General features: G+C 75.1%; 21 protein-coding genes. 9 read left to right on the forward strand and 12 right to left on the reverse strand.

Annotated elements, in window-relative coordinates; genetic code table 11:
* The 3 genes from HNR12_RS27210 to HNR12_RS28040 form a co-directional block, all read right to left on the reverse strand.
* Positions 1–876: an ABC transporter ATP-binding protein gene (locus HNR12_RS27210; protein ID WP_179770220.1), complete on the reverse strand. Its 876-nt coding sequence runs from the start codon at positions 874–876 to the stop codon at positions 1–3.
* A complete protein-coding gene (locus HNR12_RS27215) occupies positions 873–1415 on the reverse strand; it encodes a PadR family transcriptional regulator (RefSeq protein WP_179770221.1) in 543 nt (180 codons plus the stop codon). Before HNR12_RS27215 ends, HNR12_RS27210 begins: the two co-directional genes overlap by 4 nt.
* A gap of 241 nt (positions 1416–1656) precedes the next feature.
* Positions 1657–2103: a hypothetical protein gene (locus HNR12_RS28040; RefSeq protein WP_217782993.1), complete on the reverse strand. Its 447-nt coding sequence runs from the start codon at positions 2101–2103 to the stop codon at positions 1657–1659.
* Positions 2104–2365: 262 nt separating this feature from the next.
* Between HNR12_RS28040 and HNR12_RS27225 the strand changes: the two genes are divergently transcribed.
* Positions 2366–2650, forward strand: a complete 285-nt coding sequence (locus HNR12_RS27225) for a hypothetical protein (protein ID WP_179770222.1) — start codon at positions 2366–2368, stop codon at positions 2648–2650.
* An 852-nt stretch (positions 2651–3502) separates the two neighbouring features.
* On the opposite strand, the gene HNR12_RS27230 is transcribed toward HNR12_RS27225, so the two are convergent.
* Entirely contained in the window at positions 3503–3901 is a 399-nt protein-coding gene (locus HNR12_RS27230) for a MerR family transcriptional regulator (RefSeq protein ID WP_179770936.1), read from the reverse strand.
* Between the two features lie 214 nt (positions 3902–4115).
* Between HNR12_RS27230 and HNR12_RS27235 the strand changes: the two genes are divergently transcribed.
* Entirely contained in the window at positions 4116–4856 is a 741-nt protein-coding gene (locus HNR12_RS27235; protein ID WP_179770223.1) for a spermidine synthase, read from the forward strand.
* 190 nt (positions 4857–5046) lie between these two features.
* Here HNR12_RS27235 and HNR12_RS27240 read toward each other — a convergent pair whose 3' ends face one another.
* The 3 genes from HNR12_RS27240 to HNR12_RS27250 form a co-directional block, all read right to left on the reverse strand.
* A complete protein-coding gene (locus tag HNR12_RS27240; RefSeq protein ID WP_179770224.1) occupies positions 5047–5589 on the reverse strand; it encodes a flavoprotein in 543 nt (180 codons plus the stop codon).
* 139 nt (positions 5590–5728) lie between these two features.
* A complete protein-coding gene (locus tag HNR12_RS29680) occupies positions 5729–5860 on the reverse strand; it encodes an SDR family oxidoreductase (RefSeq protein ID WP_308251385.1) in 132 nt (43 codons plus the stop codon).
* Positions 5861–6197: 337 nt separating this feature from the next.
* Complete coding sequence (locus tag HNR12_RS27250) at positions 6198–7196, reverse strand: HTH domain-containing protein (protein WP_179770225.1); 999 nt, start codon at positions 7194–7196, stop codon at positions 6198–6200.
* A 100-nt stretch (positions 7197–7296) separates the two neighbouring features.
* On the opposite strand from HNR12_RS27250, the gene HNR12_RS27255 reads away from it, so the two are divergent.
* Positions 7297–8541, forward strand: a complete 1245-nt coding sequence (locus HNR12_RS27255) for an FAD-dependent oxidoreductase (RefSeq protein WP_218902065.1) — start codon at positions 7297–7299, stop codon at positions 8539–8541.
* A 320-nt stretch (positions 8542–8861) separates the two neighbouring features.
* On the opposite strand, the gene HNR12_RS27260 is transcribed toward HNR12_RS27255, so the two are convergent.
* On the reverse strand, positions 8862–9293 hold the full coding sequence (locus tag HNR12_RS27260; protein WP_217782996.1) for a YbhB/YbcL family Raf kinase inhibitor-like protein: 432 nt from the start codon (positions 9291–9293) through the stop codon (positions 8862–8864).
* A gap of 233 nt (positions 9294–9526) precedes the next feature.
* Between HNR12_RS27260 and HNR12_RS27265 the strand changes: the two genes are divergently transcribed.
* Both HNR12_RS27265 and HNR12_RS27270 read left to right on the forward strand, forming a co-directional pair.
* On the forward strand, positions 9527–10219 hold the full coding sequence (locus HNR12_RS27265) for a GntR family transcriptional regulator (protein ID WP_179770226.1): 693 nt from the start codon (positions 9527–9529) through the stop codon (positions 10217–10219).
* A 320-nt stretch (positions 10220–10539) separates the two neighbouring features.
* Entirely contained in the window at positions 10540–11442 is a 903-nt protein-coding gene (locus HNR12_RS27270; RefSeq protein WP_179770227.1) for a CPBP family intramembrane glutamic endopeptidase, read from the forward strand.
* Positions 11443–11698: 256 nt separating this feature from the next.
* On the opposite strand, the gene HNR12_RS27275 is transcribed toward HNR12_RS27270, so the two are convergent.
* Positions 11699–12499: a metal-dependent hydrolase gene (locus tag HNR12_RS27275; protein ID WP_246425182.1), complete on the reverse strand. Its 801-nt coding sequence runs from the start codon at positions 12497–12499 to the stop codon at positions 11699–11701.
* Positions 12500–12980: 481 nt separating this feature from the next.
* Between HNR12_RS27275 and HNR12_RS27280 the strand changes: the two genes are divergently transcribed.
* On the forward strand, positions 12981–13172 hold the full coding sequence (locus tag HNR12_RS27280) for a hypothetical protein (protein WP_179770228.1): 192 nt from the start codon (positions 12981–12983) through the stop codon (positions 13170–13172).
* Between the two features lie 329 nt (positions 13173–13501).
* Here the strand turns inward: HNR12_RS27280 and HNR12_RS27285 are convergent, their stop codons facing one another.
* Positions 13502–13750 (reverse strand): hypothetical protein, encoded by a 249-nt coding sequence (locus tag HNR12_RS27285; RefSeq protein WP_179770229.1) that lies wholly within the window; start codon positions 13748–13750, stop codon positions 13502–13504.
* A gap of 605 nt (positions 13751–14355) precedes the next feature.
* Between HNR12_RS27285 and HNR12_RS27290 the strand changes: the two genes are divergently transcribed.
* Positions 14356–14718, forward strand: coding sequence for a hypothetical protein (locus tag HNR12_RS27290; RefSeq protein WP_179770230.1), 363 nt, complete (start codon positions 14356–14358; stop codon positions 14716–14718).
* Positions 14715–16610, forward strand: coding sequence for a tetratricopeptide repeat protein (locus HNR12_RS29685; RefSeq protein ID WP_179770231.1), 1896 nt, complete (start codon positions 14715–14717; stop codon positions 16608–16610). Before HNR12_RS27290 ends, HNR12_RS29685 begins: the two co-directional genes overlap by 4 nt.
* A gap of 50 nt (positions 16611–16660) precedes the next feature.
* On the opposite strand, the gene HNR12_RS28045 is transcribed toward HNR12_RS29685, so the two are convergent.
* Positions 16661–16948 carry a hypothetical protein gene (locus tag HNR12_RS28045; protein ID WP_218902066.1) on the reverse strand — a complete coding sequence of 96 codons (288 nt, stop codon included), beginning with the start codon at positions 16946–16948 and terminating at the stop codon, positions 16661–16663.
* The gene (locus tag HNR12_RS27305) at positions 16945–17970 is read right to left on the reverse strand and encodes a helix-turn-helix domain-containing protein (protein ID WP_246425183.1); all 1026 of its coding nucleotides are present in this window, start codon (positions 17968–17970) and stop codon (positions 16945–16947) included. Before HNR12_RS27305 ends, HNR12_RS28045 begins: the two co-directional genes overlap by 4 nt.
* 392 nt (positions 17971–18362) lie before the next feature.
* Here HNR12_RS27305 and HNR12_RS27310 point away from each other — a divergent pair, with 392 nt between their 5' ends.
* Complete coding sequence (locus tag HNR12_RS27310; protein ID WP_179770232.1) at positions 18363–18848, forward strand: MarR family winged helix-turn-helix transcriptional regulator; 486 nt, start codon at positions 18363–18365, stop codon at positions 18846–18848.
* The last annotated feature ends 27 nt before the right edge of the window (positions 18849–18875 follow it).

Raw genomic sequence — 18875 nt, forward strand, 5'->3', positions numbered from 1 at the left:
TCAGCCCTCCCAGCCCAGGAGGGCGCCCAGGTGGGTGGTGCGGCCGTCACGGCGGCCGCGGCCGCCGGCGGCCGCCAGGCGGGTGTCGTCGGCCAGCATGCCGTCGCGCATGGAGACCACGCGGTCGGCCGTGGCGGCGACACGTTCGTCATGGGTGACCATGACCAGGGTCTGGCCGGCCGCGCGCAGTTCGTCGAAGAGGCGCAGGACGTCGTGCGTCGCGGCGCTGTCGAGGTTTCCGGTGGGCTCGTCGGCCAGCACCACCAGCGGTTCGTTGACCAGGGCGCGCGCGATGGCGACCCGCTGCCGCTGCCCGCCGGACAGCTTCGCGGGCAGGTGGCGGGCCCGGTCGGTGAGGCCGACCCGGTCGAGGAGCGCGGCGGCGCGGGCGCGGGCGGTACGCGGTGACGCGCCGGCGAGCAGCGCGGGCAGTTCGACGTTCTCCGCCGCCGTCAGCTCGTCCATCAGGTGGAACGCCTGGAAGACGAATCCGACGGCGCGCCGCCGCAGCCGGGCCAGCGCCCGCTCGCCGAGGCGGTCGATGCGCCGCCCGCCCAGCCACACCTCGCCGTCGGTGGGCCGGTCCAGCCCGCCGAACAGCTGCAGCAGGGTCGACTTGCCGCAGCCGCTGGGCCCGGTCACGGCGAGGGTCTGCCCGGTGGGGACGTCGAGGTCGATCCCGTCGACGGCCCACACCGCGCTCTCGCCCCGGCCGTAGGTCCGCGACAGGCCCACCGCCCGCAGCGCGGGTTCGGCCGCCGCGCCGGTCCGGCGGCCGGGCGCGGGCGCCGCGCCCGGCCGGTGCGGCCCGCCCGGGGGGTGCGGCGCGCCCGGCCGCCGCGGCCGGCCGCTGTCTCGCGGCGCGTCCTGTGTCATGCGTCTCCTCCGCCGTTTCCACGGGGGGCGCGCGCGGACCAGGTCCGCGCGCACGCCTCCAGCCAGCGCAGGTCGGCCTGCAACCGCAGGGCGACGCCCTCCAGCAGCAGTCCGGCCTCCGAGTTCGCGTCGTGAGCGAGGGCGGCACGCTGGGCCTCCGCCAGGCCGCGCATCAGCTCCTGGCGCCGTGCGCGCACGAGCGCGAGCGGATCGGCCAATCCCGACTCGGCGGCGGCCACCAGCTTGAGGTGGAACTCCGCCACGTCGGCCCGGGGCCCGACGTCCTCGGCCATCCACGCGGCGATCCGCTCCCGCCCGGCCGGGGTCAGCGCGTACACCTTGCGGCGCGGCCCGCGCACCGGCGCGTCCTCGCGCTCCTGGAGGACCAGTCCCGCCTTTTCGAGCCGGGTGAGGGTCACATAGACCTGCCCCGCGTTCAACGACTCACCCAGCGGCCCGAGCGCGGCCGCCAACCGCATGCGCAGGTCGTAGCCGTGAGAGGGCTCCTTCGCCAGCAGCGCCAGCACCACGTCCTGCACGACCGTCCTCCTCTGCGACCCTCAATGGATAGCGGTTAACCAAATAGGCGTCAAGCCGAGCCCGCCCGGGTGCGGACACGGGTGCCGCGGCGCCGGCCGCGCCCGGGGCGGCCGGGAGAGGGGGCCGCCCGGGTCGACCGTCGGCGGCCGGCCGGGCGGACGGCGCCTGTACCGCCGCCGGGCATGACGGCGCGGGGCCCCGGCCCGGACGGCGGGACCCGTCGTGCGCGCAGGGGCCGGGCTAGGGTGCGGTCGCGGGCGAGAGGGCCTGCGCGAGGTGGCCGGCGACCATGGCGACCTGGAGGAGCAGGGCGAGGACGGACAGGGCGCCGCCGGCCGCGGCCAGCGGCTTGCCCCGGCGGCGCCCGAGGCAGCCGAGGACCGCGGTGAGGAGTCCGGCCGACCAGAAGGGGAAGGCGACGTAGTGCCGCACGCCGGTGAGGTCGACCGGCAGGAACGGCACGACGCACCCCAGGAGGCCGAGGACCACGGCGGCCACGGCCAACCCGGCCCCCTTGGGCGGGGGCGGAGGCGGCCCGCCCGGCCACCCGGCGCCGGCGGGGCGGGTCCAGGGCTGCTGCGGACGCAGGTGCGGGGGCGGCGGCCCGTGCGGCGGTGCCGGATGTGCGGAGGCGGCGTGCGGGGCCGGGGCTCCCGCCTCGGGTTCGGGCGCCGGGCCGTCGGTCATGGGGGCTCCTCACCGGCCGAGCTGCTTGGCGGCGGTTCATCCTAACCAGGCGCTCCCGGGCGGGCCAGGGGAGTGACCGCGCCGGGATGCCGGGCCGAAGTCAACACACCGTCACGCTTGCGCCGGCCGCGCATGCCCGCCACTCCGCCGGTCAGGCGGTTGCCGAGGGGCGGCCTACGCGCGCTCCGAGAAGGACGCCGCGACCGCCCCGCCCCGGCCGTCGACGGCCGGAGAACGCCTCCACACGGATCGGATCAGCGACATGACACACGCCGGAAGCGAGCCCAACGGCACGAAGAGGTTCGTGTACGAGTACGAGGAGCAGGTCGGCTACCCCCGGGTCCGCGGGGAGATCGTCGACCCCAACACCGGCGACTGCTATCCCCTCTACGGGCTCGACATCATCTACGACGTCGAGAACAACACCGATTACAACGCCCAGATCCACACGGACGCCTGGTGCTCCGACACCCGCCGCGGTGAACTGATCAAGGCCGGCGAGAAGCGTTCGGAGGTCAGCCCGGCGGGAACCGTCGCCTTCTCGTAGAGCGCGCCCGGTCGCCGCGTTACCGCGGCTCCGCGCGGCCGGCGCCGACCGCCTCCGGGTCGGCGGGGCAGCGCGGCGAGCACGAGGCGGTGGGACCCGGTCACCAGCTCCTCGACCAGCCTCGCGTCGATCGAGTCGCCGGGGGCCAGGGTGATCCGGTGCCGCTTGGGCATGCGGTACCCGGCGGTGATGTGCGCGTACGCCTCCCGCAGCGCCGCCGCTACGTGCGGAACGTCGCGGGCGAGGCCATCGCCGCCCCGGCGATCCGGTTGACCGAGGCGCCTCACAGCCCTGCTCCGGGAACAGCCCGAAGGCCGCGCGGAGGACGGTCTCCCGCGTGGCCCGCTTCTCGCGTTCGGAACCGGTGAGGCGCGGTATGCGGGACAACTCCGGCTCGATGGCGGCCCCGAGCCGCGCGAGCCGGGGCCGTCTACGGGTTGCGCCCTCGGCGCCGCGCCCCGGTGCTGCTGTTGCGGGCGCCTGCGCGGTCGGAGGCCGCCTTCTCGGCGATCGCCCGTTTCACGGCGTCCGTGCGCTTGGTGTAGTGGCCGAGGGGGGAGGTCCAGGCCGGTCTGGCGCCTGGCCTCCTCCGTCGACTCCCGCTGCTGGGCGACGCTCTGCTGTTGGGCGAGGAAGGCCAGCCGATCCACCTGGGCGTCGGTGAGGTCCTGCGGGCTCTCCTCGGCCTTCCTGCTCGGTCCCTCGTACTCGTTGGCCATTGCGGGCGAGGGGCGTGCCGGAGTTGACGGAAGCGGCGCCACGCCCCTCGCGGCCGGAACTCTACTATCTCGTGAGGGTAGGGACGGGCGAGTCGGGTGGCCCCGCGTCGGCGGTCGCCGGCGCTGCAGCTCCCTAGCCGTCCGCGGCGATCGCGCGGTGCCTGTCGTGCTGGGCGCGCAGCCGCCCGGCGAACTCCTCGGCCACGTCCAGTTGCTCCCGCAGCGCCCGGCACCGGGCCGCGGCGGCGTCCTCGAACATGTCGAGCCGCTGGGCCAGGGCCGCCCGGTCGGCGGCCGGGGTGGCGGGGTTTTCGAGTCCGTCCAGGACTTCCAGGAGGTCGCGGGTCTCCTCCAGGCTGAAGTCCAGCGGTTTCATCCGCTTGATCAGCAGCAGCCGCTCCACGTCGTCCTCGGTGTAGAGCCGGAACCCCCCGCGCGAGCGGGCCGATGGCTCCACCAGGCCGACCTCGCCGTAATAGCGGATGGTCCGCAGTGACAGCCCGGTGCGCTCGGCGACCGCGCCGATCCGCAGTGGGCCGCACCCATCACAGCACCTCCGCGGGCGACTCTACTCTCACGTGAGAGATCGTGTGTCCTGCGGCACCTTCGCCGGGAGTGTGCTGTACAACGGGGACGGAGCGGTCGGTGCGGTCGGACAGCGCCGGGCGAAGGCCGCCGCGTCGAAACCACCGCCCCGGCGTCCCGCCGCAGGCGGTCGGGTGTGTGCGGGAGAGGGGCGTGGGGGCGTGGGCGTGCGTTTCCGGGAACTGGACTGGCGGCCGACCCGCATGGGCGACATCAGCCTGCGGCGCCGCTGGGACCCGATGTTCAAGAAGGACGTGTACGAGATCAAGCTCGACGACGACTTCCTGATGTCGAGCCTGTTCACGGCGGCGGAGGTCGAGTTGGCGCGGCTGGCGCTGCGGGAGGTCGCCCTGCCGCCCGGACCGCCCGAGCAGCCGCTGGACGTGGCGGTGGGCGGGCTGGGGCTGGGCTGCACCGCGCAGGCGGTGCTGGAGGACCCCCGGGTCCGCACGCTGGTGGTGGTGGAGGCGCTGGCCGAGGTGATCGAGTGGCACGAGCGGGGGCTCGTCCCGGCCGGTGCGGCCCTCACCGCCGACACCCGGTGCCGGCTGGAGCACGGCGACTTCTTCGACCTGGCCGCGCGCGCGGAAGGGCTCGACCCGCGGGCGCCGCACCGGCTGTTCCACGCCGTCGTCGTGGACATCGACCACTCGCCGCGGCACGTGCTGCACCCCGACCACGCCGCGTTCTACCGCACCGAAGGGCTGCGCCGCCTCCGGCGGAACCTCCACCCCGGCGGCGTGTTCGCGCTGTGGTCCAACGACCCGCCCGACGCGCGCTTCCTGGCGGCCCTCCAGGCGGTCTTCGCGGCGGCCCGCGCCGAAACCGTCACCTTCCCCAACCCGCTTCAGGAGCGCGAGGCCGCCAACACCGTCTACCTCGCCCGCACCGGGGCCGCGTAGGAGCCCCGCGGTGCCCGACCGGGGCCCCGCTCCCGCCTCCGTCCTGGCCGCACCGCGTCGGGCCGCGCCAGGGTAGTTCCAATGGGCGGCTCGGGGGACCGCCCGAACGGTCCGGTCGCGGCCGTCCGGGGCCGGGCGGGCCGGGGAAGTAAGGCAAGGCCCCCGGCGCCAGCGCGTCCCCGCTGCGTACTCAGGCGCCTGCGCCCGGCCGGGAGCTCTGGCGCCAGGCGTCGTCGACGGCGTCGAGCACCTCCTCCACCGACGGAAGCCGGTCCCCGGCGGGTGCCTCCGGGCCGAAGAGCACCCGCGCGCCCATCGACCGCAGCGCGGCGACGCTCGGCCCGACCGCGGCGTGCCGGGCCAGCGGCTCGTTGAGGTGGGGCACCACCACGGTGGGCACCCGGTAGCCGAGCATCTCGCACACCACCGCGACCGCCATGGTGTCGGCGAACCCGGCGGCGATCTTGTTGAGGGAGTTGAACGTGACCGGGTAGGCCAGCAGCGCGTCCGGCGGCACCAGGCGCTGCCCGGTGCCGGGGTGCCGGAAGTCGACGCGCGGCGCGGTCCCGGTGCGGCGGGCCAGTTCGTCGGGATCGTGGAACCGGGTACCCATGGGAGTCGAGATGACGGTGACCTCCCACCCCCGGCCCTGCGCCGCCTCCACCATGTGGCCCGCAGAGGCGTTCCGGGCGGGCGCGCCGGTCACGACGAGGTACAGGGCTCGTGCGTCCATGCGGGCAGTGTAGAGCGGCGTGCCCCGGCCCCTCAGCCGCGCGCCGCGCCCCCGCACCCCTCGCCCGGAAGCCGCCGCCGCCCCGGCCGCGCGCCGCGCGCCACCGGCCGGGGCGGCGGTGTCCACCGGACCACCGCGTCTAGTGGGCGAGTTCCCCGATACCGCCGTCGACGCGCAGTACCGTGCCGGCCGTGTAGGCCGACTCGTCCGAGGCGAGGTAGACGGCCGCCTTCGCCAACTCGGCGGCGGTCCCCAGGCGGTGGAGCGGCACGGTCCGGCGCGGTCGAACGCCTCCTCCGTCCAGTCCCCGATGGGCAGGTGGGTGGTGTCGGCGGCGTTGCTCATCAGGATGTCGAGTCTCGGCCAGTCCGCGCGCAGCCGCGCCGGCGGACGGCGGCGCTGGCCGCGATCGACACCGCGATCGAGGGCCTGCGGGCGTGAAACGGGCCATAGCCGCTGTCCTTCACCGGATCCGGGCGGGAGCGGGCGCCCGGCCCGCCGACCGGTAACCCACCGCCGAGCGGGGAGGGCGTGCGCGGGGTCGCCTTCCGGTAAGGGGGCCACCGGGTCCGTGCGGGCGCGCGAACGCAAAAGCCAGGGACCCTCGCCTACGAGGTCGGCCCCGCGGCGGCGGACCACCGCTCGGCGAGGCGGTGGCAGGCGTCGACCAGTTCCGCGGGGGTCACGTCGGTGATCCCGGTGTCGAAGGTGGCGAGGATGCCGGCGACACCGGCCCACGACCACGCTCCGAGCGTGAGCCGGCAGTGGTCGGCGTCCAGGTGCTCGACGACCGAGCCGCCGGGTGCCCAGCGGGCGACGACCCCGGCGGGCAGGTCCAGGCGCGCGGTTCCCGTGCACGGCCAGGCGGTGGGGGTGTCACCCCGGTCGTGGCTGGTCATGACGAACCGGGCGACGTCGCCCCCGGGGAGCGCACGGGCGGTGAAGGGCTGCGTCGTCGGACGGGGGACCAGCCGGTCGACGCGGTGGATGCGCCAGGCCTCCTCCGCGAGGTCGTAGGCGACCAGGTACCAGCGCGCCGCCCACACCACCAGGTGGTGGGGCTCGACGCGGCGGGCGGGGGCGAAGTCCGTGTCCCCGGGCAGGGCCCGCGACCCGTCGGGGCGCAGGGTGCCGATGGCGAGCACGTGCCGGTGGCGCACCGCGCCGGCGACCGCGGTGAGCGTGTCCGGGTCGACGGGCGGGGCGGGAAACTCCCAGTAGTTCCGCAACCTGGTCAGGCGCAGGGTCTCCATCGACGCCCGCACGCGGGCCGGCATCGCCTGGGTGAGCGTCTCCAGCGCCCTGGCCGAGTCGTCGGCCAGACCGAACACCGTGCTCGGAGCGGTCTGCAGGGCCACCGCGACCGCGAGGGCCTGGTCGTCGTCGAACCGCAGCGAGGGCAGGGCGTGCCCGGTGTCCAGCCGGTACCCGCCGCCGGGCCCGCGGACGGTGGTGATCGGGTAGTCGAGCCCGCGCAGGGTCTCGATGTCGCGCCTGGCCGTGCGTTCGCTGACCCCGAGCCGCGACGCGAGTTCGCCCAGTGACCACTGGTGCCGCGCCATCAGCAGTGAGAGCAGCCGCAGCGCCCGTTGTGAGGTATCCGCCACCGCGCCATTATGGGCGCGGTAGTGGACATCCGGTGGCCACCACATGCCCCATCCTCCTGCGTGATCGGGACGATCCCGGAGCGAAGAAGGAGCGGAGACCATGGTGCGTGTCGTTGTCGTCGGCGGCGGAATCGGTGGACCCGCGGTGGGGGCCGGACTGCGGCGCCGCGGAATCGACGTGGCGGTGTTCGACCGCGACACCGAGGTCGCGGCCACAGGCGGATACCACATCACACTGGACGGACGGGCCCAGACCGCGCTGCGGGAGCTGCTCCCGCCGGAGGGCGTCGAGCGGCTGCTGGCGTCGTCCTCGGCGCTGCGGCTGCGCGACCGCGACGCGTTCTGGGACCGGCGCGGCCGCCTGCTGGGACACGGCCCGGATCTCGCCGGCGACCCCAGCGTCGACATCGACCGCATCACCCTGCGCACACTGCTCGCCGAGGCGGTCGGCGACGACCTCCACCTGGGCCGCACGGCGACCGAGGTCGGCTACGCCGACGGTACGCCGCGGGTGGGGTTCGCCGACACCGAACCCGTCACCGGGGATCTGGTGGTCGGAGCCGACGGCACCCACTCGCTGGTGGCCCGGTACCTGGCCGGCGGCCCGACGAACACCCCGGCGGGCATCATCGGCTTCTCCGGCCGGACACCGCTGCCCGCACTGAGCCCGAGCGAGCGGCAGCGGCTGGGACCGCGATCGAGCCTGGCGCTCGGCGGCCACGGAGCAGCACTCTACGTGGGCTTTCTCGACCCCGTCGGCAACGCCGCCCTGGACCGGCCCGAACTGCGCATGGCGCACACGACGGGCCCCACCTACATCTGGGGGGCCATGCTCCCCGAATCCTCCGCGACCGGCGCCCTGCGCGGCCTGCACGGGGAGGAACTGCGGGCGGCGCTGCTGGCCCGGTTCGCCGAGCTGGGGTGGAGCGAGCACGTGCTCGAAGTCCTCGCCCGCGCCGACCCCCACTCCGTGGCCGCGTTCCGGTTCAACGCCGCGTCGACGCGGGCCCGGGACCTCGCGCCGTGGCCCGCCGGCCGGATCACCGCGCTGGGAGACGCGGTCCACGCCACCCCGCCGACGGCCGGCATGGGGGCCGGCGTCGCCATCCGCGACGCGGCCGACCTGGTCGACAACCTCGGCCGCGCCGGAACCGGCACCACCGCGCTCACCACGGCCGTCGACCGGTTCGAGGCGGGCACGCGCCGACGGGGCAGTGCGGCCATCACCCGGGGAATGGCGACCGTCCGCTGGATCCTGGCCACCGACACCGCGCTCGGCGCGGCCGCCACCACCCTCACCACTCCGCTGCTGGCCGCCGCCACCCGGCTGCTCCACCGCCGCTGAGCACGACGCGGACGGCCGAACGCGTCCACTCCGCCGGGGGCTGTCGGCTCAGGGACGACCGGAACGCCAACGAGGCGTGGGGACGGCCACCGCGCGCCTCCGGGCACCGGTCGTGCTGCCCCGGGCGCTCCGTACGCACATAGAGGCGGATGACGCCGATGGCGCAGGACACGACCGTGCCGGCCGCGGTGTGCACCTGCCAGTGGTCGGCGTGGACGTCGGCGTCGGTCCTGGCATGGAACTGCTTCAGGTGCCGGCGTGAACCGTGCCGCCCCGGGACAGGTGGATGCCGCACTCGGCGAGCGTGACCGGGGTCGCGGTCATGGGGTCTCGGCGGTGGCGGTCAGGACCGCGCGGCCCAGGACGTGGCCGGCCATGGTGAAGCCGAGGTAGGCGGGGGTGGCATCGGCCGGGACCCCGATGGTCTCGGTGTCCAGGGCGTGCACCACGACGAAGTAGCGGTGCGGGCCGTGCCCCGCCGGCGGCGCGGCGCCGAGGTAGCGCGCCGCCCGGGCGTCGTTGGGCAGTTGGAAGGCCCCGTCGGGGAGGCCGGACCCGGTGTCGTCGCCCGCGCCTTCGGGAAGTTCGGTGACGGTGGCGGGGATGTCGGCCACGGCCCAGTGCCAGAAACCGGAGCCGGTCGGCGCGTCGGGGTCGTACACCGTGACGGCGTAGCTCTTGGTCCCCTCGGGGGCGCCGCTCCACGACAGCTGAGGCGAGACGTCCTTGCCTCCCGGGACACCTGCGGACATCTGCGCGGCGGGCCAGGGAGCGCCATCGGCCAGCGTGGTGCTGGCGACGGTGAAGGAGGGGACACGGGGGAGGCGGGCGAAGGCGGTCGTTCACGTCTGTTCCTCCATAAAAGTGGCGAGGGTGCCGACCGGTGGGTCGGCATGCGCGGACGGCGGCATCGAGAGTGCCGTCCGCACTGCATCGACTCTAGCAAAGATAATCGATTATTTTTCGGATGGTCTATCCTGGGCGCATGACGCAGACGGCCGGTTCCTCGACCAAGCAGATGCTCTCCGAGCGTGTTCACGCCCGCCTTCGGGAAGGGGTCATGAGGGGCGAGTACGCCCCGGGTGAGGCGCTCAAGCCGCAGCAACTCGCCCAGCGGCACCAGGTCAGCCTGGCTGTCGTGCGCGAGGCCCTGGTGCGGCTGGTCGGCGAGGGGATCGCGGTGCGCCTGCCCAACCGCGGCTTCGCCGTCCCCGACTTCTCCGACCGGCGGTGGCAGGAGATCGCGGAGGCCCGCCGTACGATCGAGCCGGTCATGCTGCGCCTGGCGATCGAGCGCGGCGACCTCGACTGGGAGGCGCGGGTGCGCGCGGCCCACCACCGCCTGGCGCGCACGCCGCCGTATGCGCCGGACGAAGGCGAGTACTACACCGACGCGTGGTCAAAGGCGCACCGCGTCTTCCACCGCACGCTGCTGGAGGGGTGCGGCAACCCCGTGCTGCTGGACACGTTCGACCGGCTGTGGACGGCCGGCGAGCTGGCCCGCCGCTGGTCGGCGCGGCGCACGCCCGACCGCGACGGCGCCGCGGAGCACCGCCGCCTGGAGGAGGCGGCGCTGGCCCGCGACGCCGACACCGCCGCCGAGGTCCTGGTCCAGCACCTGACCCTGACCGTCGCCGCCCTCACCCCCGCGCCCGATGAGGCCGGCCGGCAGTCGTGAAGCCCCCGGACCACCGCGCCGCCGCTCGGGTGCTCCGCTGGGGCACGGCCGGGCGGCCCCGGCCGCGGCCGAGCGCAGCTCCCGCCGCCGGCCGCGCCCGGTGGATCCCGCGCAGGAGCCCGGCGCCAGGCGGCGGTGACGGCGCGGTCCCGGCGCCGCGGGTGCGGTCCTCGCTTCGCCCATGGCGCGGGGTGCGCGCACCACGCAGGGCCGGGTGCGGGCACCCCTGACACAGACCGGCGGGTCCGCGAGGCTGGCGACTCCGAACCGCGAGCCGGAACGGCTCGGTTGCGGATACCCCAAGCCGCGGAAAGGCAGCCATGTCCTCCTCTCAACCGCTCGACCGACCGATCGACCCACCGGCGCCGGGCCTGCGCTTCGGCCGGCGGCTGGTCCGGTTCGCCGTCGTCTGCCTGCTGATCACCTGGGTGCCGATGGCCGCGCTGGCGGTGACCGGTGCCAATGTCGACGAAGGGCTGGCGATGCCCGTGTTCACACTCGCCGCCTGCGGCCCCACGCTGGCGGCCGTGGTGATGTGGCTGCGCGACCGCCGCGAGCTGCCGCGCGCCCGCGTGCGCCTGCGCGCCTCCTGGCCGGTGCTCTCGGTGCTCCTGGGAGCGGCCCCGATGCTCCTTGTCTCCCTGCTGCTGAACCGGGACCACCTGGAGGCCGTCCCCCAGCACGCGGCAGAGGTGGCGGCGAGCGTCGGCGGCTGGCTCGGCGTCCTGGCCTACACGCTGCTGGCGGGCCCGCTCGCCGAGGAGTTCGGGTGGCGCGGCTACGTCCAGCCGCGGCTGCGCACCGTCTACGGCCGGCTGCGGACCGCCCTCCTGCTCGGGGCGGCGTGGGCGCTGTGGCACCTGCCGCTGTTCTTCCTCAACGGCACGGGACAGCACGAGACCGGTCTGCTGACGGTCGAGGGCGCGCTGTTCTTCGTCACCCTTCTGCCGCTGAGCTACATCATGCTGTTCGCCTTCGAGCATCTGGAGGGGGGCGTGTGGTCGGCCGTGCTGGTGCACGCCGCGTGGAACGCGGCCGACGCCCTGGTGCCCGAGGTGGGCGGTACGGGCCAGCTCCTGCGTTTCCTGGTCACGTTCGCCCTGGCCGTCGCGGTGGCGGTGTACTGGCGCGCAAAGGACCGGTCGGCGGGCGCCCTTGCCCACGCGCCGTCCGGGGGCGGTGCCGCGGTCGGCGTCGGGGGCCACCGGGTCGGCCGCTCGTAGGGGTTCGCCTCGGGGCGCCGCGAAGGCCGAGGAGCTGCTCAACGGGAGCGGGTCAGGCGAGAAGCGCTACCGCGCCATGGGCGCCTACGCGAAGTCCAAGCGCGCCGGCATCGTCTACACCCTTGAGCTCGCCCGCCGGACCGCGCGCAGGCCGCTTTTCACGCGGGCGACCCTTCGGCCGCAGTACTCGCACCCACCTCGACCGCCCATGGGTTGCCTCCTGAGTGGGACGGGCGTTGCGATGCGGATCGGGGGGTTACAGCAGGGCGCCGCCGGCGAGCGGGGTGGCGGCCGCGCACCCCCAGCCGATGACGCGCTCGGGCCAGGTGCCGGTGGCGAACCGCATGCGGCGGGGTAGGCCGACCATGGCCCACCGGCGGCCCCGCACCGGCACCGGCCAGGCCAGCGGCACCGCCGAGCGGGTCAGCGCGTCGCCGAGGATGCCGGTCACCATGCCGCCCGCCAGGACCGCGCCCACGTAGGGGCCGGGCGAGGCGCCCGCGTAGAGCAGCACACCGGTGGCCGCGGCCGCCACGGCCGTGATCACGGGCCACCGAAGGAGGTGCCGCCGCAGCCGCGGCAGGCCGCGTGGGAGAAGGGCTGCGGCCAGGCCGGAGGGGCGGCCGCGCGGGAGCCCTTGGGCCAGGCCGCGCACCCCCAGCCCGATGGTGAACCACAGCACCCCGGCCAGCACCCAGGTGCTCAGCGTCGCACCGATCCCGACGGCCAGGCCGGTGGCCAGGGCGGCGGCGGGGGTGTGCCAGAGGAACCGGTGGGCGCCGTCGGCCACGGTGTCGTGGCGGGTGAGGGTCCGGTAGTAGGTCTCGGTCGAGGCCCACCGCGCCGCGCGGGAGAGCCACGCGGTGAGGGGGCCGTGGGCGCGGGCGACGGTGGATCCGGGGTGGTCGATGTCGGGGAGCAGGGCCGCGCCGGCGCCGATCGCGGCGCCGGCGGCGACCTCCAGGGGGCCGACGTCCATGAGCGGGGACATGGCGTGGGTGGCCAGGACACCGGCGAGCAGGCCGGTGGCGGCGTGGGCGGGCGCCATCATCGCCATCCTCCAGACGACAGAGAGGGGGAGATCGTGGCTGGGTGCGGGGGGTGGTACCGGGCCCCGCCGGGGGCCTAGCCGATGACGTTGATGAAGAGGACGACCGCGAAGAGGATGAGCACGGTGGTCGGCCAGTCGGAGAACCGGCCGCTGAAGTCGCGCGCGGGCATGGCGGCTCCTGTGTGCGGGGCAGGGTACGGGCAATCGCCATCATCACCGACGGCGGTGACAATCCGCAGAGGTCTCGTATGCGCAGAGTGGCCTCATCAGGCCACCGGCGAAAACGCTGAAGACCGGCTTCCGCGGTTCGGTGAGCACGACCGCGCGCCCGGGTCCGCCGGCAGCCCAGGTCAGCGGAACCGGGGCGATCGGGACGGCGAAAACCGGGCGGGTACGCTGCTGGCGGGAAAGCGCGTGGATTCGCCGGCGACGCTGCTCGATTGCGCTCTCGTGCGTCCGCGGCCCGGCTGAAGGTGAGGGGACGGCCGTGGAGAAGCCGAGTGGAAACGACTCGTTCTCGTTGCTGTACAGGGTGGGGTTCCGTATCAACTACGCGCTTCTGCACGTCATGGGCCCTGCTGCCCTGACCCCCGAAACCGATCCGCTGCTCCGCACCAAGAAGGAATACGAGCGTCGGCGAGACCTGCACCTGGCGTGGAAGGCGCACCAGCGGCCCTAAGCGGCCCGACCGGGCCGCGAGGCCGCTGAGTACGGCACCCGGCAGTCCGCAGCCCCCGGCCTCGGCCTGCGGCGCTCGGCCCCGACCGGGCGGTCAGGTCTCGGCCCGCCCGTGCGGCGGTAGCCGCCCCGGTTGCGTGGGCACCCCATGATTCGGTGCCCCGTCCGTTCCGGCCGGGGGCCGCGTCGTCTCGCAAGGAGCGGTCAGTACCCCAGACGGCCGGCGTGGCAGGGGGCGCGCAGGCGCCCGACAGCGGCCAGGTTCCAGGCATCGGGTCCGCCCTCCAGCACGGCGGCCTCGGGGCTGCGCCTCGTCCACCGGCAGGGGGCTCACTCCTCGTCGTCGCGGTGCATCGCGGCGTGCAGCGCGGCCACGGCCGCGGGGCCGATGGCCCGCATGTCCGCCCGGGCCTGCTCGGCCACCTCGGCCATGGCCGCGCGCACCTGCTCCGCCGCCGCGGCCTCGTTCGGCACGGAGGCGGCCTCGCGCTGGGCCTGGGAGGCGGCCGCCGCCAGGCGGCGGATTACGCCCATGACGGCCTCCTGGTCGGCGGCGGTGGGCGGCGTCGGCTCGGACATGCTCACTCCTCGTACTCGGTGTCGTCGGCGGGGGGCCACCACGGTGAGGCGGCCGCGACGGTCAGTGCCCCGGACGCCGGATCGCGGCCGCCCACCCGGATGGTGCGCGGCACGACCGCGAATGGAGGGGGCGGGGTGGGCGGGGCGGCTGGAAGCAGGCCGTCGCGCACGGCGTGCGCTCATCGTAGGCGGCGGGTGCGACACATCGGCGGCCCCGGCACCCATCGGGCCCGCGTCCTTGATGTGGTTCGCGTAATACGCAGATCATGTCGTGCGCTCCCCGGGAGGTCCTGCCCATGTGGGCGTCCTCGTGGACGGGCGGCGAGCCCGTCCGTGTCCGGGGCGCCCACCGCCTGCACGAGGCCAAAAGCGGCCGCCCGCATGCCCGGCTCCCGGTTCCCAAGCGGAGGCGATCATCGCTGGGAGGGCGGCCCGGCGCGCCGCGCGGTCACCCGCACCGGCCGCGTCCGCCGCAGGGGGCGCCCGACCGGTCCCGACCTCTACCCCCAGAGCCTCGACGAGCCCGCTGCTGCCGTGGTGGCCGGTTTGTGCCAGCAGGGCAGTGATGCCGCCCGGTGGGGTGCGGGGCGGGCAGACTCTCCACCATGACGAGGGTCGAGCGGGTGCTGTACGCCTCGGGTGGGCTGGGGGTGCTGGCCACGCTGGCCTGGGTGGTGTGGGGGCAGGGGTGGCAGCCCGCCAACGCGGTGGCGGGGGTGCTGAGCTGCGCCGCGGTGGCCGCGGGGGCGCTGGTGCGGGCCCTGGCCCCGGCCTCCGGTGAGGCCCCCGGCCCGGCCTCGGGTGATGACATCGAGCAGTCCCGCGTCCGCGCGAAGGGCGGCGTCATCGGCAAGAGCGGGCGGGGCTCGGGGGGTGACCGGATCCGCCAGCGGCGCGTCCGGGCCGGCGGCGACGTGATCGGCAAGCAGGAGACCCCGCGCCCGCGGCCGCCCGAGGCGTCACCGTGAACCGCGAGCAGCCGGACCCGCCCGCTGGCGGGGACCGGATCAGGCAGACCGCCGTGCGCGCCGGCGGCGACGTCATCGGCAAGAAGGTCGAGCACCACCACCCGGCCGGGCCGGTGACCGCGCTGCACGCCCTGCCCACCCCGCCGGCCGGCTTCACCGGCCGCGACGCTCTCCTGGAGGAGCTGCTGGCCGCCGTGGACCCCACTACAGGCGCCGATCGGGCGGGGGTGGTGGTCTCGGCGGTGGCGGGGATGGGCGGGGTGGGCAAGACCGCCCTGGCCCTGGCAGTGGGCGCCGCCGCCCGGCAGCGGGGGTGGTTCTGCGCGGAGCTGTTCGTGGACCTGCGCGGCCACACTCCCGGCGCCCAGCCGGTCGACGCCAACGCCGCCCTGGACACCCTGCTGCGCGCCCTGGGCGTGGACGTGGAGAAGATCCCGCCCGCCCTGGAGGAGCGGGCCGCCTTCTACCGCTCCGCCCTGGCCGCCCTGAGCGACCGCGACGAGCACCGCCGCCCGGTGCTGGTGGTGGCCGACAACGCCGCAGCGGTCGAGCAGGTGCGGCCGCTGCTGCCCGGTCCCGGCGGGCACCGGCTGCTGGTCACCTCCCGCAGCACGCTGCACTCGCTGGCCGGGGCCCGCCGCATCGACGTGGACGTCCTTACCCCCAAGGCGGCCGTCGCGTTGCTGGCCGCGATCCTCGGCGCCGATGATTCCCGCAGCGGCCGCACCGAGGAGTTGGCCGAGGTCGCCCGGTGGTGCGGGTACCTGCCGCTGGCGCTGGAGATCAGCGCCGCGCTGCTGGTGCGCGCCCCCCACCTGGACCCGGCCCGGCTGGCGCGGCGCCTGGCCCAGGAGGGCCGGCGGCTGGAGCGGCTGGACGACGGCGAACGCACCGTGCGGGCGGTGTTCGACCTGTCCGTCCAACGCCTCACCCCCGGCCAGGCCCGCGTGTTCGCGCTGCTGGGGGTCAACCCCGGCCCCGACATCGCCACCGAGGCCGCCGCGGTGCTGACCGGGCTGGAGGCCGAGGAGGCCGAGGAGGTGCTGCAGGACCTGGCCGGCGCCCGCCTGCTCACCTCCCACCCCGGGGGCCGGTGGTCCATGCACGACCTGCTCACCGACCACGCCCGCCACCACCTCACCCACCACACCGGCACCGAAGTCGAGGCCGCGCGCAGGCGGCTGCTGGACCACTACACCCGCCTGACCGCGGACGCCGCCATCCACCTGCAGGCGCTGCCCGGTGAGGCGGTCCCCGCCACCTTCACCGGCACCGCCGACGCGCTGGCGTGGCTGGACACCGAATTCCCCAACCTCAGCGCCGCCGCCTACGCGGCGCAGCACGCCGGACACACCGACATCGCCGTGGCCCTGCCCCTGGACCTCGGCGTCCACCTGGACCGCCGGCGCCGCTTCGACGAGCTGATCAGCCTGTCCACCCTCGCCCGCGACACCGCACGCACCACCGGCCGCACGAAGGCAGAGGCCGCCGCGTGGAACAACCTGGGCGCCGCCCTGGCCGGAGTGCGGCGGTTTCAGGAGGCGATCGAAGCCCACACCACCGCTCGCACCCTCTACCAGCAGACCGGCGACCGGCACCGCGAGGCCAACGCGGTGAACAGTCTCGGCGCCGCCTTTCTGGAGGCGCGGCGCTTCGAGGAGGCGGTCCAGGCGTACACCACCGCCCGCACCCTGCATCAGGAGTCCGGTGACCGCCGCCGCGAGGCAGCGGCGGTGAACAGCCTCGGCCTCGCCCTGGCCGGGGTGCGGCGGTTTGAGGAGGCGGTTCAGGTCCACACGACCGCCCGCGCGCTGTTTCGGGAGGCGGGTGACCGCCACGGCGAGGCCATGGCGCTGGACAGCCTCGGTACCGGCCCGGGCGGGGTGGGTTGAGCCGCCGACCAGCTGGTCGGTATCCGGTCCGGCTGCGATCGTGGAACCGGCTACGCGTTCCGGGCCAGGAGGCCGGCGTCGATGACCTCGGCGATCAGGGCGGCGCCGCGGCTGTTCTGATGGATGTGGTCGGTCGTGAGCACGAGGTTCCGGCGCCGCGAGATCGTGTCGAGGCTGCGGCGGAGCACCGCGCGCTGCACGAGGACGCCGAGGCCCGCGGCGGGGGTCACCTCCCGGTAGGGAATCGGCGGTGGGTCCGCTTGGCGAAGTTCCTCCATCTGGCGTTCGTGGAGTGGAAGGTAGGTCACCGCGTGGGCGGTGGCGACTTCGGCGATCATCCGGCTGTACCGCTGCGACGCCTGCGCCGCCGCTCCGTCGAGCTGCTGGCCGAGGACCGGGAGCGACAGCAGGCCGATCGTCGCGTCGGTCTCCGCTCGCAGCCGTTCGACGACGGCTCCCAGGCACTGCTGGAACCAGCCGGCTGACGGGCGTTCGGGGAGCTGACCTCGCTGCGACGCCAGGCCGTCGGCGTTCGGCCCGTGAACTCGCTCCAGTCCCGCACGAGGTGAGCCTGGTCGGCGTAGCCGGCCATGGTCGCCACATCGGACCACGGGAGCCGGTCCCGCGCCGTCGCCAGGTCGTGGGCGTGCTCGAAGCGGAGAACGCGGGCGAAGGCTTTCGGCGTCAGGCCCAGCTCGCCGCGGAACCGCTCGGTGAGGTGCCGGCGGCTCCAGCCCAGTTCCGCGGCGACCGCGCCGACCTGGACGCGGCCCCGGGCGGCGACGAGGCGGCGCCAGGCCTCGGCCACCTCGGGCCGCATCCGGCGCACATGGCCGCTGCCGGCGCCACGCCCAACAGCGCGCAGGAGCGACTCGTCCAGTACGGCGAACCGCGCCGCCCAGTTCGACGCCGCTCGGAGCCGGTCGGCCAGTTCGACGCCCAGCGCTCCGAGAAGCTCCTCCAGGGGGACCAGCCGGTGGGCGAGCACAGCGGCGGGCATGCCGTAGACGGCGCGAGCCCCGAGCGGTGTCAGCGCCACCTTCACACCGTGCTGGCGCCCGTCGTGGTGGATCGCGACGGACCGGCCCATCAGGCCGCCGGCCACACTGGCGAATCGGGTGACCGGCGACCCGTCGCCGACGCCCGCCGCCACCTCCAACGGGTCCGACAGGCTGATCACCGCGGTGAGAGCGCGGCTCGGCGGGCCGCAGTGCACCCCCGCCGCGAGCCCGCGCAGGTCGAAACCGACATACGAGTCGACGTACCGCCGCAAGGCGGGCGCCGGACGTGCACTGATCCCGGCGGCCGTGCGGCGCTCCTCCCCACTCGGAGTACGAGTCGGCGAGCCCGGCACGATCATCGGCCGGACCGCCGTGCCGCCTGCCGGTCCGGTCCGCGTCCACCGCGCACGGCGAGTCCTCGGCCGGCCTCCGCGCGCCACGCAGACGAGCCGGCGCCGGCCCGCGGACGCGGTCCAGCCACGGGAAACACGCCAGGTACCAACCGCGGGTACGCGGTGCGGTCGATCGACCTCACTGACACCCCGAAGAACCACGACACGACAAGGACCCGAGCAGCCTAACCACCGCGCACCGGCTGACCGGCATCGCCCCCGACCGGCGGTTGGGCGGGTATCAGCGGCACCGTGACGGTGGAGTCCCCGATCACGAGAGGGCGACGTACTTGCCAGAGACGCGCCCCTGCAGTAATAGTTGGTTGGTAACAACCAACCGAACGGGGGCGGTGCCGGACATGGGACGCACGTCGGCCAATCCAGCAGGCGGAACGGACGAGCAGCGCGAGGCATCCGGCGAGGTGGCGTCGGCCCTTGCCGTGGTGGGGAACTGGATGTTCTCCACGGCGGCGAGGCGCCGCATCATGGCGGCCTCCGGTCTGGAGCTGTCCCTTGGGGACTACACGCTGCTGGCCCAGATCTCCCACCACGCACCCGTGCGGCTGTCGGTCCTCGCGGACCTGATGGAGGTCGACAAGTCCACCCTCACCCCGCCCGCCAAGCGGCTGGAGGCCCGCGGCTTCATCGTCCGCGAGCCCGACCCGGCGGACTCCCGCGCCCAGTTGGTGAGCGTCAGCCGGGCCGGCAAGCAGGCCATCCGCAAGCTGTGGCAGGCCCGGGCCGCCATCGTCGCGGAGCTGATGGAGGACTGGAGCACCGCCGACATCAAGAGCCTGGCCACGCATTTGGCGGCCTTCGCCGCGGCGATCGAGAGGAAGGGGTAGGAAACCGTGCCCTCTTCAGCGCCCCGG

Source organism: Streptomonospora nanhaiensis, assembly GCF_013410565.1.
GTDB classification, from domain to species: Bacteria; Actinomycetota; Actinomycetes; order Streptosporangiales; family Streptosporangiaceae; genus Streptomonospora; species Streptomonospora nanhaiensis.

What these genes read in the sequence shown, in the direction of transcription:
- HNR12_RS27265 (WP_179770226.1), top strand. Translation starts at nt 9,527, where the DNA reads ATGACGCAGACGGCCGGTTCCTCGACCAAGCAGATGCTCTCCGAGCGT.
- HNR12_RS27290 (WP_179770230.1), top strand. Translation starts at nt 14,356, where the DNA reads ATGACGAGGGTCGAGCGGGTGCTGTACGCCTCGGGTGGGCTGGGGGTG.
- HNR12_RS27310 (WP_179770232.1), top strand. Translation starts at nt 18,363, where the DNA reads ATGGGACGCACGTCGGCCAATCCAGCAGGCGGAACGGACGAGCAGCGC.
- HNR12_RS28045 (WP_218902066.1), bottom strand. Translation starts at nt 16,948, where the DNA reads ATGATCGCCGAAGTCGCCACCGCCCACGCGGTGACCTACCTTCCACTC.
- HNR12_RS27260 (WP_217782996.1), bottom strand. Translation starts at nt 9,293, where the DNA reads ATGTCCGCAGGTGTCCCGGGAGGCAAGGACGTCTCGCCTCAGCTGTCG.
- HNR12_RS27285 (WP_179770229.1), bottom strand. Translation starts at nt 13,750, where the DNA reads ATGTCCGAGCCGACGCCGCCCACCGCCGCCGACCAGGAGGCCGTCATG.
- HNR12_RS27255 (WP_218902065.1), top strand. Translation starts at nt 7,297, where the DNA reads ATGGTGCGTGTCGTTGTCGTCGGCGGCGGAATCGGTGGACCCGCGGTG.
- HNR12_RS27270 (WP_179770227.1), top strand. Translation starts at nt 10,540, where the DNA reads ATGTCCTCCTCTCAACCGCTCGACCGACCGATCGACCCACCGGCGCCG.
- HNR12_RS27225 (WP_179770222.1), top strand. Translation starts at nt 2,366, where the DNA reads ATGACACACGCCGGAAGCGAGCCCAACGGCACGAAGAGGTTCGTGTAC.
- HNR12_RS27305 (WP_246425183.1), bottom strand. Translation starts at nt 17,970, where the DNA reads ATGATCGTGCCGGGCTCGCCGACTCGTACTCCGAGTGGGGAGGAGCGC.
- HNR12_RS28040 (WP_217782993.1), bottom strand. Translation starts at nt 2,103, where the DNA reads ATGACCGACGGCCCGGCGCCCGAACCCGAGGCGGGAGCCCCGGCCCCG.
- HNR12_RS27240 (WP_179770224.1), bottom strand. Translation starts at nt 5,589, where the DNA reads ATGGACGCACGAGCCCTGTACCTCGTCGTGACCGGCGCGCCCGCCCGG.
- HNR12_RS27210 (WP_179770220.1), bottom strand. Translation starts at nt 876, where the DNA reads ATGACACAGGACGCGCCGCGAGACAGCGGCCGGCCGCGGCGGCCGGGC.
- HNR12_RS27275 (WP_246425182.1), bottom strand. Translation starts at nt 12,499, where the DNA reads ATGGCGATGATGGCGCCCGCCCACGCCGCCACCGGCCTGCTCGCCGGT.